This is a genomic window from Lysobacter spongiicola DSM 21749, assembly GCF_900167055.1.
Lineage (GTDB): Bacteria > Pseudomonadota > Gammaproteobacteria > Xanthomonadales > Xanthomonadaceae > Novilysobacter > Novilysobacter spongiicola.
Genome location: NZ_FUXP01000012.1, coordinates 1 through 15636, shown reverse-complemented (window position 1 = coordinate 15636; position 15636 = coordinate 1). Strand labels below are relative to the sequence as shown.

Here is a 15636-nt window from a genome sequence, read left to right as displayed (position 1 = left end):
GCCGTCGCTACTTAGACCCAAAGAAGGTCCTCAGAAACCTCGTGATGGGATTCAAAGAAGTTGGTGCCAAATTCGACGGGGTGGATTGATCTAGTGGGTTCGCGCTTGAAGAGAACAACTCGAAAGCGTCTCTGTCATACAGGCTAGCATTTGCAATGTCTCCAATTGCGATCACTTTGCCTCTGGGTATAACCGGATCCTTAAATAACCTGCTGTCATACCTATCAGTGACTTCGACCCGCAGGGTGCTGGGATCTCTATAGCCGCTCCAAGCTGGGACTATTTTTATGTATGGCGATTCATCGACCCTCAATGGCGCAACCCACTGCACCCACCCAACATAGACCTTCCTGTCCTTCATCGAGAGCATAATCGAGATTGGCTCGTCCAGCTCTTGGTCACAAGCATCTGGATTATCGGCTAGGTCAGCATCGTCCACCGGGGCTTCAGAAGAAGCGGATCGATCGGAGTCGGAAGTGCTGAGGAAACGTGCAAAGAATCTGCGGATTGGGAATCGAAACATCCGATAAGCAAGCTCGGACACAAATGGTCGCGTCTGGACTTGCTCAACTCGTAGAAAACTATAGTAAAAAAGGCGCTCTAGGGTGTTATACATCCCATTGCCATACAGCCACAGTGCAGCGTCCTCCTTGGACCAGACCGCATTTATCCAGTATCTCAACACAAGACAAATTATAACGGCAAGGAGGGACGTTCCAATGCCATCATAAGGTGCAGCAGAATGAAGGGCGCTATAAAGATGGGGGCCTAGGGGCGTCTGCATAACGCAAACGACCAAAACGCGTGCCATGATAAGCGCGAGAAATCCGGCAAAAGCTGCAGCCAAAATAAGCTGCTCCTTACTTTGCCTAGAGGTCCAGTAAGAAGTTATGTGTGTGAAGTTTATGAGCAGGAAACCGCCAATCAGCGGCAGTAAAAGCTGATTAAAAGGCATCCTGCCGCTCCCGGCCGATAGGTGAAGTGCTAAGCCGTTAGTCGCTCGCTACTTTGCGCCTAGTGCGACCCACTGCACTGTCTGAGACTCGCTGGAGAGCTCGCTGTCCGGCCTCAGTAGCAAAATAACGATCTAGGTCGACGCGCACGCCAGAATCCATGAAAATGGCATAACTCCGCCCGCGAAGCTCCTCTATGGTGGGAATCTTTTTCGCGTTCAAGCGTGTAGCCGCACTTGCAGCCTTCCGCTTGCCAACCTCATAGCCGAAAACCTTCATCGCCTCAGGCTACTCCTTTATATAGAACTTGTCTAGAGACACCGCGGAGCTTCATTTGGCAAGTCTAGGTGGCCACTATAGCGGAGCATGAATAGGCCGCTGGGCTAGTCGCCGCGGCGGTTCATCTGCAGCGCATGGGCACGAATGTCCGATGTCCATCGGCAGTCATGCTTACGGTAGCCACTGCAGCCGAGGAAGGGACCATTCTTCCCATTTCGTCTCACGATGTGCCCCGAACGACAGCTTGGGCACGTCGCCAGAGCGACCTGGTCTTTGCGTGGTGGCTCGGTATATTCGCACTGGGGATAGCGACTGCAGCCTTGGAATGGCTTGTATGGGCCGAACCGAAGCGCGAGCAGTCCCCGGCCACAGCCAGGGCAGGGCGTCGGCACCTCCCAGGCGTCTTCTCCTTCCAAGGTTGAGAGACATCCTTGCTTGTGCAGTTCGATCACGAATTGCGAAGGGGTGGCACGGGTTGTAAAGAGCCACGTTTCCTGGCGAGCGCGCGTCAATGCTACATAGAACAGACGCCGCTCCTCGGCGAACAGGAAGGGATCTGCTTCCGGCATGGCTAGCTCAAGCACCGGGTCATCTTCGATCTTGCAGGGGAAGCCCAAGGTGGCCTCGACCATGTTGAGCAAGAGGACGTAGTCCGCTTCCAATCCTTTCGACTTGTGGACGGTGCTAAAAGACAGGTCAATGCTCGAAGAGAACTCTGCGACCCACGCGTCCAGCTCGTCAGGACGACCGAACTTGCCGTAACGGCTGAGCAGCATCACGAAAGGCCGGCGGTCGGCTGTCCACTCGCCAGGTTCACCCAACTTGCGGACCAAGGCAGCAAGCTTCTGATAGACCACTTGGGAAAGCTGGTCCTTACTGGCTGCGGCAAACACATACAGCGAAGGAGCAGTCCGGGGATTTGTGGTGCTGACTCGCTTGTTGATCTGCGCCGGGTTGGCAGACACGAAGTCGCTGCTGGCGTCACACAGATCCTGAGGACAGCGGAACGTTGTCGTGAGCATCCGCCGCTCGGGGCGGGCGAACCATCGCTCGAACTGGGACATGATCGAGATATCGGCCCCGGCGAAACGATTGATCGCTTGCCAGTCATCTCCGACCACACACAGGTGCGCCGGTCCTTTGGCGGAATGCATCAAGCCGCGCAGCAGCCGGGCACGCGCATTTGAGCTGTCCTGGAACTCGTCAGCCAGAACAACCAGGTAGGGGCTGTCATATCGGCCAGCGTCGAGCAGGTCGGCGGCCTGAGTAAGCATGTCGTCAAAGTCGATGTAGCCGCCTGCTCGAAGCCTGCGCTCCCACTCATCGGAGAGCTTTCGATAGATGGCGAGATAGATCCGCAGGCGCGCCTCGAAGCCATACTTGGTCTGCTGCTCGATCCGTCTTTCCAGGTCGCCGTAGGAAAGGCCGTTGGACTTCACATGCTGCTGAAAGGTCCGAAAGGAACGGGCAAGTTCTCGTCCTTCGACCTGCGGGTTCCGCTCCGGAGCACGATGCGGATTGAGCACCGGGGCCAGACCGCGCTCAATAAGCGCAGCTCTGAGCTTGTCGAACGCGATGCCCGAGCGCAGCTCATGGGAGGTTGTCTCGATGAGGTGTGTGCCCATCCGGGCATGGAGGTCCCGCTTCCACTGGGCACTCCTCTCGTAGCCAGGCTCAAAGTGCGCAGGAGCCCTGCCATTTGCATCTAGAGCAAAGTGCTCGTAGTAGAGGTCGATCTCTGGAAAGTAGAAGTCAGGGACGTATTGACGGTGATCAAGGTCCGCTGTGGGTTGGCTGTAAGGCTCCTCGTAGCGATAGCTGATGTCGTGGTAGAAGAGCCAGTCAGCGATGGTGCGCTCCTCCTTGCTTCGCACGATTTCGCCTTGGGCGGTGCGGAAGCCTCTTTCTCCAGATGTGCTGTCCCAATCCTCGGGATCGTCAGGCAGGTCCCATCGCCCAATGTCCTGGGCAAGAACCACCCGAAAGGTCTGCCAGTCGCTGGCGAAAGCGGGGTCCGCCGTGCAAAGCGTCTCAACGATGTCGACCATCTGATGGATGTCTTGCCCCTCCCGCTCCAGCCACGGCGCAAGCATGGGTTTTTGACCGGTCGCTACTCGGATGACTTCCTTGCCGAAGGAGTGGAAGGTCTTTGCGGTAATCCCGTCGACGCCTGGCGTATCGGCCAAGCGTGAATTGATGCGCTCATCGAGCTCCTTGGCAGCGTCGCTGTTGAATGCCAATAGCAAGATCTGTTCTGGTCGGCACAGGTCACGCTCAAGCGCATACCCAGCCTTGGCGACCATGGTGGACGTTTTTCCAGAACCCGCTGCGGCAACCACCAGTTCGTGGTCATCGAAGCACACCACCGCATCGATCTGCTCGGCGGTCAGTGGACTCTTCTCGACGGTCGCAAAGAACTTCTCTAGTTCCCGTCGCTCGCGCTCTAGATGGACACCGTTGAAGGTCTCTCGTTGTGCTTCGAGGACTTCTACGGGCGAGCTGCAGGCGCCCATCGCCGGCACGAGCAGCCAGCCACGGGCTGGATGCTGTGGTGCTGGGCACCTTGCCAAAGCACGAAGAGTTGCGGAATGGGACCACCAGCGCGTTCCGCTGGAGGTCGCTTCATTCGATGCCTCTTCGCGCCATTCCCGGAACTTCGCACTGAAGAGTGCCAAATCGTGAGCCTCTTGCAGAGCAAGAAGCACATCCCGTGGGGACCGGAGCTTAGCTAGAGTCGCTTCATCGACGTCCGGTGGCAGGGAGAACAGCCGATGAGAAAGCACCCGGTGTAGGTCGAGGTCGGCGCCGACGCTGGGAACGGACTCGGCAGCAGCAAGGACCGCGTCCACCTGCTCAGGCTCTGCCCACTCGCCGGAGTTCGGCAACGCCTCATCTATGCGGGCATCAAACCAGCGCGAGAAGCGCTCCAAGAACTCAGATGTGAGCGCTGCCGCTAGTGACTCACCAGTGGCGCGGTCGATGGCTTCTTGCATGCGCGCGGCCTGCGCATTGGATATGCCGCCCACCATGGCCTCGCGACCATCTGCAAGCAGGAAGCGACAGGTGCTCCAGAACACACCGGGAGCCAGAGCAGCACGAGCGATCTCGGACAGGTGGCCTGCAATGGTGTCAGAGCCTGGTCGTGTCAGGCTGAAGTAGCAGCCATGCAGCTCAAAACGCCAGGGGACCGCTCGTGTCAGCAAGCGCCCGAGGGCGGTGGGCTCCCAATCCATGGGGTGTGGTTGATGCGACATCTATGAGAACGGCAGTGAGGATTGACCCGAGTCTACCCTTCAGGAGCACGCCATCCGCACTTGGCAGCCGAGCGTCCAGCAATGATTGCTGTGTCTTGAGATGAAGGCCCATCGAGCGATTGCCAGGCAAAAATTTCCAGAAATCCTAACTCGCGACGCGGCCGCTGCTCACTACGCTTTGTCTGCCATCCGGCACTCAACCATACGAGGACGAAGCATGAGCAAGCCCAACAAGACTCCGATGACCCCAGAGCGTGCGAGCGCGATCCAACGGACCGCAGATCTAAAGCCGAACCCGTCGCCGAAGCAGATGGCGTTCAAGGCCAAGGCGGCCTCTGCTGCAGCGAAGAACAAGTCAAAGTGAGCCAATGGCTCGGCTCCGGCAGAGAAGTAGCCGGAGCCGAGCTCACGCGTGAGGCTGAAAGTGCTTCCAATAAGCGTGGGTCAGCGGTGCCTCCCTTCGACCAGGGCTGTCCATTGCCCCCCACCACGCACGATAGCGGGTCCCCGCCAGTCTCAGGGCCTCGCGTCCGCTGGCTTCCACGGCCTCCCAGAACTGCGCTACGAGCCAGAGGATTCGAAAAAGCTGGTCCAGCCCAGGGTGCGAGATGTTTGCTGAAATGGTTTCAACGTGCTCGAACCTCAATTGCTTAGTTCCTGCTCGCCAACGCACGATCCACGACTGACCGCCCGATGGCGGCGGACCGCCCAGAAGTGTTCTTTCAATTTCTTCTACTGTCGGCGGCATCTCGGGCAAGTCTCGCTTGGCTGCAACGACCGCCAAGGCGTAGTAGATGTCGAGAAGCCGGCGGCGAGCTCGGTGCTTGATGTGCGGATGTGAGGCATCTGCTAATAGGCCAAACAAGCTGCTGATGCCTTGCTCTTCGTGAACCTCAGCGGCACAGTCGCGATCCAGGCGCGCCATCAGCATCAGGTATGCGTCCAGTCCAGCATCGAGGCCGGGCGCCGGGGGAATGCTACCGACTCGAACTAGGCCCGCAGTCTCGGCAGCCGCCACGATTAGAGCCGAAGCATCCTCACGCCGCTGGTCTTGCTTCAAGATCGCAGTGGAGATCTCGTCGATGCGGATCGCGAGCGCCTCAAGTTCATCGCCACTCGCAATGCCGATGGACTGATGGAAGAACGTGCACGGAATAGTGGTCGGATCCTCGGCAACCAGCCGCGCCGTGCGTCGGGCGGCTCGCTCGCGCCGGGTGGCGCATTCGGGCTCCGACTGGGCCAACACCGTATCGATATAGCGGCCAAAGCTTTGAATCCTTTGCCGCAACTTCGTCGGACTCGGGGGCGCCCCCGCCTCCCACGTTTTGTGAGAAATGCGGAGCGCACTCGCCATCTGCGTCGATAGTGCGCGCGTGTCACCCCAGAGGGATGTTGACAGGAGAAGCCATCCCGTCAGCGGTTGCGCCTCCATCTCTGACTGGCCCATCACCAATTGCCAGATTTCGTCCTCCTGCTCCTTGGTGAGAGGACCATCAAGCACATTCGGCAGGAGAGGGCGGGGCATCAGCGGTGTCCGTCAGCAGTTGGCGCAGCAACGCGCCGGTTCTGATCCGCATCATAGTCATGTTCAATCCGGATCAAAGATCAACAGCTATGATGCTGGCGACAGATTGACGGGCAACGCATGACCGAGACCGCCTACACCGAAGAGCAGCTTCGTGTCGTCGAGCACCGCCACGGACACGCCGTTGTCGCTGCGGTTGCGGGTTCTGGCAAGACTGAGACACTCGTAGGGAGGGTTCGGTATCTGCTGCGCGACCACGCCCCGGAGCGGATCACAGTGGTCATGTTCAATAGGGACGCAAGGGAATCCTTTCGTCGCAGGTTCGAGCGTGCTGTCGGTGGGTCAGCGCCAGAAATTCGCACCTTCAACTCGATGGGCAACAAGATTGTCAATCGCTTTGTTGATCTCGGTCTCTTGCCGCCCGCGGAAATCGTCGAGAAGGACTACCGCCGGACGAAGCTCGCCAAATTAGCTTTGACGGCTGTGTTCAGGGAAATCGAGGGGGACGACGCGACTCCAGACAAGGAGCTCATCGACGCTTTCATCGCCTTTGTTCTCCTCGTGAAAACCGACGTCAAATCAGCCGAGGCCGTTTTTGAAGAACGGCGCTATGGCAAGAGCGCCACCGGGTTTCCTCGGGCTTTCCTACTCTTCGAGCATGAAAGGGCTAAGCAGAGGATCCGCTTCTTCGAGGACCAGCTCTACGACCCGGTCCGCCTAATGCTGAAGAGTCCGGATGCGCAACGATACGTTGCGAACAAGGTCGACCACCTGATCGTAGACGAGGCTCAAGACGTCAACGCGATCCAAATCACATTGCTGAAAATCCTGGCGGGGACACGCGCTCAAGTCATGCTCGTGGGCGACGAGGACCAGTCCATCTACGAGTGGCGCGGTGCTCGACCGGACTACCTTACGCGAGGTTTCGAGAAGGACTTCAATGGAGCGACGCGCTACACCTTGCCCCATACCTTTCGCTTCGGGCACGCGCTGTCGCTATCAGCAAGCCAACTGATCGCACAAAACACGAACCGCAACCCCAAGATCAGCATCTCGGCGGCGGGCACGCCTGATACACGCATTCGTTGCCTACCCCTGCCGCTTGGGCTATCGGGACTAGGTGTGCACATCCGGGATGCGATTAAAGCCGGTGCCGACCCAGATGAGGTTGCAGTGCTTGTGCGGACCTACAGCATGAGCGTCGCGCTGGAGCTCGACCTTCACCACCACGGCATTCCACACTTTGTCTACGGAAGGCCGCCCCTCAGTCGGATACCCGAAATAACGGCGATGGTGGCCGTGCTGCAACTCGCTTGCGGTCAGTGGAAGAAGCTCGAGTCCGAGGAACTGCGATCGCTCATCCGGAGTCTTATCCAGCGACCGGCGCTCTATCTAGACGCGGCAACCGCAAACGCTCTAGTTGACGAGGTGATCAAAGATCCCCGGGGCATCTCGGATGCCATCCGCTCGGCGATCACGCCGCGCATGAAGGCGTTCCAAGTCGACCAGATCCGGGACCGGGCGGACCTCATCGAGATCATCGCGACAAAGACTCGCCCAGATGAGGGTGTTGTGGCCGTCCTAGATCGGTATCTGATCGGGACAGACTTTGAGATCTCGGTGGAGAAGCAGTCGGCCACCGCGGAGGAAGCCGAGTCGATTTTGGCAAACGTCGCTGCGTTCAAGCTTATCGCTGCCAAACACACCGGAACGGTCGAGGCTTTTCTAGATGAGATAGATCCGCTCATCGACTCTGCGAATGCGCAGGCACCGCACGAACCACACGTATGGATTGGGTCTATTCATCGCGCCAAGGGCGCGCAGTGGCCACACGTCTTCGTTCCAGGCCTAGCCGCACGCTCCTTCCCGCGAGAAGGGGCCGAGGCTGAGGAGGTCGAAGCGGAGCGACGACTCTTCTATGTCGCTGCGACCCGGGCCGTCGACGCGCTTTACTTGGCGCATCCAATCTGTGCAGATTTCATAGAGACAGAGCGCAGTCTTGCCTGTGCTACAGAACACACGGAGACTAGCCCCGTATCAAAGTTCTTGTGGGAGTTGGATCTGGCGCTAGCACGACACGCTTCTCGAGCACTTCGATCAGGTCAATTTCTTCCTGTTCCAGTTTCCAGGCCCGAGGTTGCGAACGCATATCTCGATCGGTTCCCCGAAGCTGAAGGGTGGAGCTACCCGAAGCGAGAGCGGCCGAAGCCGCCAGAGCCCGCGCCTTTCCATCCGGCAGTGGGCTCACTCCTTACGGTTGGCGTGAGAGTCCGCCACCGCGCGTTTGGCTCGGGCACGATCGATCGGTGGATAGATCGACGGGTAGTCCGCGTGACGTTTGATAGCGGAGACTCTCGGATGCTTGTGGCTGAGATGGCGGATTTAGAACTTCTACCGGCTGAACCCTGATGAGCTCGACCCCAACTTGGAGGAAAAGCGGCCGCGTTCGCTATCGCTCCCAGATCAACGACTGCTGTGCCGATCCTCTCATTCGATAGACACGAACGACGTGTGCCGCAATATTTGGGACAGCGTAGTCGACTACGATCTCCACCACTTCCTTGGCAGGCCGACCCGTTCTAGTTTCGGGATAGGCATCTATGCGCTTGAAGACGTCAATTCCCCGATGATGAGGAATTGGTAGCGTATTGCCGGAGTTCATGTGGCAAAGCCAGACGTCATTGGCGTGATCGGCAAGTAGGCTCTTAGTGTCCACATGTAGCACGTCATGCTCAGTGTCGCCGTAATAGTTCAACAGCCGATGCATCCGATGCTCCTGGGCCCAGAAAAACACCTTCCCATTGATCAACCGATACCATTGTTCAGGAGTCGTGCCATCTACGAGAGCCTGCTCCAGCCGTTGCGGAGGCATTGGGATCTGGTCCCGCAGAACAATTCCGGCGTTCTCGCCAACCCTTGCCATAGCGGCTCGATGCAGAGTCTCAAACGGAGCACGGTCGACGCCCTGAATACCTAAGTGGTCAAGGACGGCGGTCGTGGACATCAACCCGCGTTCACGAATGCTCTCCCACGTCCCAGCTTCAGCCATATGATAAATCGTGGGATAACGAGAAACTACGTTCTTGGCAAGCATGTTCTACCTATCTGTGGTTCGCCCAGACCATGTTCTGCGGTCGATGATGGAGCGAAGGTCAGTAAAGTCGACCTTCTTCTTGGGAAAGCGAGTATTGATCAGTGAGACCGGCGCTTGCGCGACGCGCTCCAACTCTTCAATGAACTTGATTGTGTTCTCTTTGAGTTGCTCAAAGCGCCTAGCTTGCTGATTTTCGGCGCTGAGGTAGTCCGCGAAGGTAAGCACAATATCAGTAGGGGCATTCAGGTCACACGCACGACGGAACTGGCTCCACTCGAACCAACCAACTCTCCGGTTGCGTCCCGTTGTTGAAGTCTTCTCGGCATCATTGACTTCGGTGGCGTCGAGACCTGCACGCTGCGCAATATCGTCGAACGTAGTTTCGTGCTTCAAATGGCCGGAGGTGTTTCCTTCTTTGCCATCCGGATCGGCTACGCGGATCGGCGTGGTGCGAACCACCATCAGGATCCGGCGCACGCGGCTCGGCGAAATTCCTGCCTCTGCCAAACATCCTGCCACGTTGGTGTCGCGAGACGTAACATATGGATAGTCGCCGTGATAGAGGCTAAGGGCGCTGCCCTGCGTGCCCTCCAGTAAGACAGACTTGCCATCACGGTAGGCCTGTTCCAGATGAAAAAGGGTTGCGCCGAGGAATTCTGCAAGCTCGGGAACGTCCCTGGCCAAGCACACCTTGTCGGCTTTTGATCCCCGGTTCTTTATGCGTCGGGCTTTAGCGGCCCCGCTGCCGCTGCCCGTGGAGGCGATGGCACCTACGACGCCGCGTTGTTCCTCAACTATATCGACTTCTTCAATGATCGTTGCACAGGGGTCGATGAACAGTCGGCCTGGTGCGATCTCAAACTCCTCGATCTCCTTCAACAGCTTAGGCACATGTAGGGTAATGCCAGGCCCCAGGAGGATTTTTGCGCTGGAGGCCCCGCAGCCAGAGGGGAGTTGGTGATGCACGCGCTTTCCTTTTGGCGTGGCGACTGTATGGCCCGCGTTCGGTCCCCCAACGCGCACGAGGACGTCATACTCCGGTGCAAGGAAAGCCACAATATTGCCCTTGCCTTCGCTTCCATACTGACCACCTACGAGGACGTCTACGCACCGCAGCTGCGGAGACGTTAGCAGCTGCAAATGTGCCGCGACCCTCACAAGGGTATCGTCGGCATCCGTTCGGTCGGTAAAGATGCGAATGTCGGCATCATTCTTGAGCAACTCGGCGACCGGGTCAGACAGGTGGTCGATCTCTTCATAGGTGGGCGCGCCCGGTAACGCCCCTTCTTTGCCTGCGTAACGCGTTCTAAGTGTCTCGCGACTGGCATAGAGATGAACGTGCACGATCGCAGAACCTGCGCTTTCACGGAACTGCTGGATTTGCTCTATTGAGCTTACATGGTCTACCACAATGCCCGGGGAACCTCCGAGCCTTTCGAGTTGAGGAAGAACACCATCCAGGACCCAGCGGGAGTTGGTTTCACCATTGAGGGCCATCGCGCGATCGATGAGAGGCTTCCGCTCATTCGCGTCGTGCAACTCCAATTTGCCACCTAAAAGGTCGCGCGTCTGCACAACATGAAATCCGTAGCGATCCTGCAACGCTGCGGCCAAGCCTGTTTTTCCGGTTCCAGTTTTTCCACTAATTAGGACTACTCGATTAACGGACATGGCTAAATCTCCCAAAGGTTGACTACTTCGAGCGCGAGATCTTTTGGAGAGTGCGCTGTTGTGTCAAGAGTAAGATCCGCGATCGCCCCAAGCGAACGTGAACTGACTTCGTTGGGATGCAGCACAGCTTGAGTGTAGTGTTCCGGCGTATCCTTATGGCGCGACCTCAGCACGCCTTCGGGTGCAGTCAGATGCACATGGCGAACACACTGGAACTGTGAGCGAAAGTGCGTCACTTGGCGAGGCTTTCTAACCGCGTCGATCAACCAGCTTCCGGTCTCTGGCGAGGCATCGATGCGGCGTGACGCAACTTCATCGACAAGCCAGCGGAAGTCTGTCTGACGATCGAGCCGATCCCCGATCTCCTGCATCAGCTTCCGTGAACGCTCATTGTCATTAGCCACATCTGCCGGAAGCAAAGTTGCTAGATAGCGACTGGAGGAAATCTTCTCGAAGCCGAAGGAATCTTGTAGCTCCTTTGCCAGTGTCGTCTTCCCGACGTGTATCGGTCCGCTAATCAGTAACAGCCGCTCTGGATTCATCCAGCACCCCCTGCCCACGATGCGTAACCAGAGCATACGCCAGATTTACGCTTGGTCAGAGGTTGGGCTAAAACCGTCGCGTCAACGGAGAATTTGTTGGGGGGATTGGTGTGGTCTGTAGGGACATACTTGCGAACCGAGCAGTTGACTCGACCAGGTCTGCAGCCTTCAGGCAACTAATGGGAGCCGCCTCATCTTGTGCGGCGCGACCCCAAAGACGAGCGTTCTGGCGGAGTGCTTGCCAAGGGAAAACGCCCTCATCTGTGATTGCCCACGGGTCAGCGCCTGCGTCTAGAAGCTCGGCGCAGCCCGCCGGGTCTTGGCAGCAGTGCAGCGGTGTAATTCCTCTTAGACTGCGGACGTTGGGATCTGCACCTGCTTCAATTAGTGCTTTGACCGTGCGGACGTTGTTGGCGTAGTGCAAAGCCGCGAACCCTTGGGCGTCCTGTTGCCTAGGGTCCCATTCGCTTTGAAGTAAGAGTAGCAGGATCGAAAGGCTGTGCTTCGTAGCTTCGATTAGAGGGGTAGAGGGCTCACCCGTCTTAGATCGCATGCTCAACTGATTCACGCCGCTGGCGATCGCTATTTGGGCACCATAAAAGTCGTTACCGTGTATTGCAACCCGCAATTGCTCGGTGAACGTTGGTTGCTGCGATGCCGCACGACTTGACTTCATCGTTTCAATGTAGGGGCTCGCTTCCTCCCGTCAATGTCCCCATATGCTGAGCGCCATGGCCGTGCTTTTAAGACAGGGCGCTGCCTAGCACTTACGTGCGAATGGGATCGATCGTCAACTAGACATGTTTCGGATCTAGCTGCGCACTGCTGCGTCCGACCGTGAGCGCTGACGGACCTTGGACACCCTGTAAGCCGAGCCTAGAATCCAGAAAGTCGCGCAGGATCCTGAGAAGCGATGTCTGTCGGAACAGCAATTGGTGCTGGATTTTCACTGCGCCGCGTTTGATATCCAATTTCGTCCGCTATTGATCCGCTCCTTGGCTACGAATTCCGCGCACAGGTCGATCTGGTATCGGTTCGCGATCGCAAGTATGTAGTTGAGGACGTCGGCCAATTCGCTGCCAACTTCTGTTGCCTTTGAGTTCGGATCGACTGCAAGGCCCGACGTTCGCCTCACCGCCTTGAAGAGCTCCCCCACTTCTTCACCTAAGAGTAGGCATTTCTCGATTGCGCTCTGGTCTGCAAAATTCCGCTCTTTCTCCGTTGCTGCGACATACTCCTGAAGCTCGTTGATAGAAGACCTGGAATTGATCATAGGTTGCTCCGGAACGGGGCGTGGTTGGATGGTGGATCAACGGGGCAGTCGAGTAGTAGTGGAAAATTTCCAGGACGCTCGTCAGAAAGAACCTAAGTTCCTCTCAGGTCTGCAATCGCTCCAGGAGCACGCGATGGACCGGCACCAGTAGTTCACCGTCCGGCTCTTCCCAGCGCGGTGCCGCATCGGGCAATACGAGCAGCCCAAGCACGTAAGGGTAGTAGCCCCTGCAGACGTGCACATGTTCGGTAATCATCATGCCTGCAGGCTCTCTTGCAAACCAACGGTTGGCGGGGAGAGTGCCTGTCCGAGCTTCATCGCTGGCCAGCGCCTCGTTGAGCAGTGAACGGGCCGGGACCTCGATCCTTTGTTTGCGCGAAGCCAAGTAAACGCCCGATCGAAAGGCGGAGGGGCTGGACTTGGCCCACAGCACGAAACCGTCCCGAGCAGCCACGACCACCATACGCTTGCGTTCGATCTCGGCCCACTTCAGCGCCGCCGCCATGGGGGAGACACCGTAGCGGCTGCTTAGGTGCATGAGAAGATCAATCGAGATGGGCTGGGTCCCAAGCTGCAGACGGAAGTCATCCAGCGGCATAAGCAAGTAGGAAGCAAACGTGTCGGCCGCTACCTCGATTTCCTGCTCACTACCGTCCCATTGATGCATATCCTGCTGGGTGCACTCAAAGCTTGACTTCAAGGCGCGGTGCAGCAAGTAGTGCCCAAACTCGTGCGCCAGCGTGAAACGGATGCGTCCTTCCGAACGCAGGTTGTTGTGGTAGCCGATCTTCCACTTCGATTTCGTAGGATGACGTGTAAGAACGCCCTCGAAGCCGCAGATATCGACTTCTTCGATCTTGACGATGGGCTCTTCTGGAAAGCACTGAGCCGAATACTCCAAAGCTAGCGACTGGACATCTACTGGGAAGCGTTCGGCGTCTGCGAGCACATGGTTGAGCAGCTTCGAGAGCCGATTGGCCTCGACCATCGGCTTTTTCATCTTCAGTCCTCGTCGTCCCACTCAAGAAATTTGCGCATGCGCGCCTTGCTTTTCGAATCCAAGCCTTGGTAGCGACGGAAGAACGCCAAGTCCAGGTGTTAGCGCCGACGCAAAACTGACCCACCCACGCCGACTGAAAACTGACCCACCCGGGCGAGGATGGCGGTCTTTTGGAGGCCGCCTGGATGTTGACCCAGGAGGAAGCGATGGAAGTCAGAGTGTTGGCCCGACAGGGCAAGGGAGTACGGGAGATCGCGCGGGATCTGGGGATCTCACGCAACACGGTGCGGCGGTACCTGCGCGGGGCTGAGGCGCAGTACGCGCCCCGACCGAAACGGGCAACCAAGCTCGCGCCGTACGAGGACTACATCCGGGCGCGGCTGGCGGCGGCGCACCCGGACGTGATTCCGGCCACAGTGCTGCTGCGCGAGCTGTCCGAGCAGGGCTACACCGGCGGCATCAGTCAGCTCAAGGCTTTCATGGCGCCGCTGCGCCGGGCGCCGTCCGATCCGGTGGTGCGCTTCGAGACGGCGCCGGGTGAGCAGATGCAGGCGGACTTCACGACGGTGCGGCGCGGCCGTGACCGGCTGGTCGCCTTCGTGGCGACGCTGGGCTACAGCCGCACGACCTACGTGCGCTTTGGCGATGACGAGAGCTTTCCGGCATGGGAGGCCGGGCTGGTCGGCGCGTTCGATTACTTCGGCGGCGTGCCGCAGCACGTGTTGTTCGACAATGCCAAGCCGGTGCTGCTGGACCGCGACGTGTACGGCCCGGGTCGGCACCGGTGGAACCCGCAGATGCTGGCCTTGGCCGAGCAGTGCGCCTTCACCCCGCGGGTGTGCCGCCCGTACCGGGCACGTACCAAGGGCAAGGTGGAGCGCTTCAACAGCTACCTGAAAGGCAGCTTCGTGGTGCCGCTGGCAACGACCCTGCGCAGCGGCGGGCTGGTGCTGGATGTGCAGACCGCCAACCGCGAGGTCCGCCGCTGGCTGGACCAGGTGGCGAACCGGCGCACGCACGGCACCACCAAGGCCCGCCCCTGCGACCTGCTGGTGCATGAGCGCCAGCACCTGCAGCCGCTGCCGGGCGGCGTGATGATGCGGGGGATGCCACCCGCCCTGGCCGCCCGGGTGCTGCCGTTCCCGTCGATCCAGCATCCGCTGTCGGTGTACGGCGAGTTGATGGAGGCGACGGCATGAACCTGCAGCACGACCGGGTGCAGGCGCTGTGCGAGCAGCTGCGCCTGCCGGCGATCGCCGCCCAGTGGCCGGCCTTGGCCCAGCACGCGGTCGCGACCGAGACCAGCTACGGCGAGTTTCTGGAGCAGGCGTTGCAGGCGGAGATGGCCGCCCGCACCGAGCGCACCCGCCAGACCCTGCAGAAGCTGGCCACGCTGCCGTCGGTGAAGACGCTGGAGGCGTTCGACTTCGGCTTTGCTGCGGGCGTGTCCAAGCCGCAGGTGATGGAGCTGGCGACGCTGGCCTTCATCGAGCGCGCCGAGAATGTGGTGCTGCTGGGGCCATCGGGCGTGGGCAAGACGCACCTGGCGATCGCCTTGGCGATGCGCGCCGTCCACGCGGGTATCAAGACGCGGTTCCTGTCGGCGGCCGACCTGATGCTGCAGCTGGCATCGGCCAACGCCCAAGGGCGGCTGCGCGAGTACTTCAACCGCGCGGTGCTGGGCCCGCGGCTGCTGATCGTCGACGAGTTGGGCTACCTGCCGTTCGGCCGGGAGGAAGCCAGCCTGTTCTTCAATGTCGTCGCCAAACGCTACGAGCGCGGCAGCATGATCCTGACCAGCAACCTGCCGTTCCCGCAGTGGGCCGGCGCATTGGCCGACGACGCAACCCTGACCGCGGCCCTGCTGGACCGGCTGCTGCACCACGCCCACATCGTGCAGATCAGCGGCGACAGCTATCGGCTGAAGGACAAGCGCAAGGCCGGAACAGTGCGGCCGCAGGGCACTACTTGAAGGCCCAGGGTGGGTCAGATTTCAATCGGCGATAACGGGAGCAAGTGGGTCAGATTTGAGTCGGCGTTGACAC

At 59.0% G+C, this 15636-nt stretch carries 13 protein-coding genes; 4 read left to right on the top strand and 9 right to left on the bottom strand.

Annotated elements, in window-relative coordinates:
- Positions 1-7 precede the first annotated feature (7 nt).
- The gene (locus B5D37_RS14830) at positions 8-439 is read right to left on the bottom strand and encodes a hypothetical protein (RefSeq protein WP_159447396.1); all 432 of its coding nucleotides are present in this window, start codon (positions 437-439) and stop codon (positions 8-10) included.
- A gap of 897 nt (positions 440-1336) precedes the next feature.
- Positions 1337-4465, bottom strand: a complete 3129-nt coding sequence (locus B5D37_RS12105; protein ID WP_159447395.1) for a UvrD-helicase domain-containing protein — start codon at positions 4463-4465, stop codon at positions 1337-1339.
- Positions 4466-4703: 238 nt separating this feature from the next.
- Between B5D37_RS12105 and B5D37_RS14825 the strand changes: the two genes are divergently transcribed.
- The gene (locus tag B5D37_RS14825) at positions 4704-4850 is read left to right on the top strand and encodes a hypothetical protein (protein ID WP_159447394.1); all 147 of its coding nucleotides are present in this window, start codon (positions 4704-4706) and stop codon (positions 4848-4850) included.
- Between the two features lie 42 nt (positions 4851-4892).
- Here B5D37_RS14825 and B5D37_RS12095 read toward each other — a convergent pair whose 3' ends face one another.
- Positions 4893-6011, bottom strand: coding sequence for a hypothetical protein (locus tag B5D37_RS12095; RefSeq protein WP_078758997.1), 1119 nt, complete (start codon positions 6009-6011; stop codon positions 4893-4895).
- Between the two features lie 120 nt (positions 6012-6131).
- Between B5D37_RS12095 and B5D37_RS12090 the strand changes: the two genes are divergently transcribed.
- Complete coding sequence (locus tag B5D37_RS12090; protein ID WP_078758996.1) at positions 6132-8420, top strand: ATP-dependent helicase; 2289 nt, start codon at positions 6132-6134, stop codon at positions 8418-8420.
- Between the two features lie 40 nt (positions 8421-8460).
- Here B5D37_RS12090 and B5D37_RS12085 read toward each other — a convergent pair whose 3' ends face one another.
- The 6 genes from B5D37_RS12085 to B5D37_RS12065 form a co-directional block, all read right to left on the bottom strand.
- Positions 8461-9105: a DUF7002 family protein gene (locus tag B5D37_RS12085; RefSeq protein WP_078758995.1), complete on the bottom strand. Its 645-nt coding sequence runs from the start codon at positions 9103-9105 to the stop codon at positions 8461-8463.
- 3 nt (positions 9106-9108) lie between these two features.
- Positions 9109-10776 (bottom strand): adenylosuccinate synthetase, encoded by a 1668-nt coding sequence (locus tag B5D37_RS12080; protein WP_078758994.1) that lies wholly within the window; start codon positions 10774-10776, stop codon positions 9109-9111.
- A gap of 2 nt (positions 10777-10778) precedes the next feature.
- Positions 10779-11318, bottom strand: a complete 540-nt coding sequence (locus tag B5D37_RS12075) for an AAA family ATPase (protein ID WP_159447393.1) — start codon at positions 11316-11318, stop codon at positions 10779-10781.
- A 67-nt stretch (positions 11319-11385) separates the two neighbouring features.
- Positions 11386-11871 (bottom strand): ankyrin repeat domain-containing protein, encoded by a 486-nt coding sequence (locus tag B5D37_RS15280; RefSeq protein ID WP_425478067.1) that lies wholly within the window; start codon positions 11869-11871, stop codon positions 11386-11388.
- A gap of 393 nt (positions 11872-12264) precedes the next feature.
- Positions 12265-12591 (bottom strand): MazG nucleotide pyrophosphohydrolase domain-containing protein, encoded by a 327-nt coding sequence (locus tag B5D37_RS12070; RefSeq protein ID WP_078758992.1) that lies wholly within the window; start codon positions 12589-12591, stop codon positions 12265-12267.
- 103 nt (positions 12592-12694) lie between these two features.
- Positions 12695-13591, bottom strand: a complete 897-nt coding sequence (locus tag B5D37_RS12065; protein ID WP_078758991.1) for an ImmA/IrrE family metallo-endopeptidase — start codon at positions 13589-13591, stop codon at positions 12695-12697.
- 185 nt (positions 13592-13776) lie between these two features.
- Between B5D37_RS12065 and istA the strand changes: the two genes are divergently transcribed.
- Positions 13777-14790, top strand: coding sequence for an IS21 family transposase (istA, locus tag B5D37_RS12060; RefSeq protein WP_078758737.1), 1014 nt, complete (start codon positions 13777-13779; stop codon positions 14788-14790).
- Positions 14787-15563 carry an IS21-like element helper ATPase IstB gene (gene istB, locus B5D37_RS12055; RefSeq protein WP_078758725.1) on the top strand — a complete coding sequence of 259 codons (777 nt, stop codon included), beginning with the start codon at positions 14787-14789 and terminating at the stop codon, positions 15561-15563. The genes istA and istB overlap by 4 nt, the downstream gene beginning before the upstream one ends.
- The last annotated feature ends 73 nt before the right edge of the window (positions 15564-15636 follow it).

What these genes read in the sequence shown, in the direction of transcription:
- B5D37_RS12070 (WP_078758992.1), bottom strand. Translation starts at nt 12,591, where the DNA reads ATGATCAATTCCAGGTCTTCTATCAACGAGCTTCAGGAGTATGTCGCA.
- B5D37_RS12080 (WP_078758994.1), bottom strand. Translation starts at nt 10,776, where the DNA reads ATGTCCGTTAATCGAGTAGTCCTAATTAGTGGAAAAACTGGAACCGGA.
- istB (WP_078758725.1), top strand. Translation starts at nt 14,787, where the DNA reads ATGAACCTGCAGCACGACCGGGTGCAGGCGCTGTGCGAGCAGCTGCGC.
- B5D37_RS14825 (WP_159447394.1), top strand. Translation starts at nt 4,704, where the DNA reads ATGAGCAAGCCCAACAAGACTCCGATGACCCCAGAGCGTGCGAGCGCG.
- B5D37_RS12085 (WP_078758995.1), bottom strand. Translation starts at nt 9,105, where the DNA reads ATGCTTGCCAAGAACGTAGTTTCTCGTTATCCCACGATTTATCATATG.
- B5D37_RS12075 (WP_159447393.1), bottom strand. Translation starts at nt 11,318, where the DNA reads ATGAATCCAGAGCGGCTGTTACTGATTAGCGGACCGATACACGTCGGG.
- B5D37_RS12095 (WP_078758997.1), bottom strand. Translation starts at nt 6,011, where the DNA reads ATGCCCCGCCCTCTCCTGCCGAATGTGCTTGATGGTCCTCTCACCAAG.
- istA (WP_078758737.1), top strand. Translation starts at nt 13,777, where the DNA reads ATGTTGACCCAGGAGGAAGCGATGGAAGTCAGAGTGTTGGCCCGACAG.
- B5D37_RS12065 (WP_078758991.1), bottom strand. Translation starts at nt 13,591, where the DNA reads ATGAAAAAGCCGATGGTCGAGGCCAATCGGCTCTCGAAGCTGCTCAAC.
- B5D37_RS15280 (WP_425478067.1), bottom strand. Translation starts at nt 11,871, where the DNA reads ATGCGATCTAAGACGGGTGAGCCCTCTACCCCTCTAATCGAAGCTACG.
- B5D37_RS12105 (WP_159447395.1), bottom strand. Translation starts at nt 4,465, where the DNA reads ATGGATTGGGAGCCCACCGCCCTCGGGCGCTTGCTGACACGAGCGGTC.
- B5D37_RS12090 (WP_078758996.1), top strand. Translation starts at nt 6,132, where the DNA reads ATGACCGAGACCGCCTACACCGAAGAGCAGCTTCGTGTCGTCGAGCAC.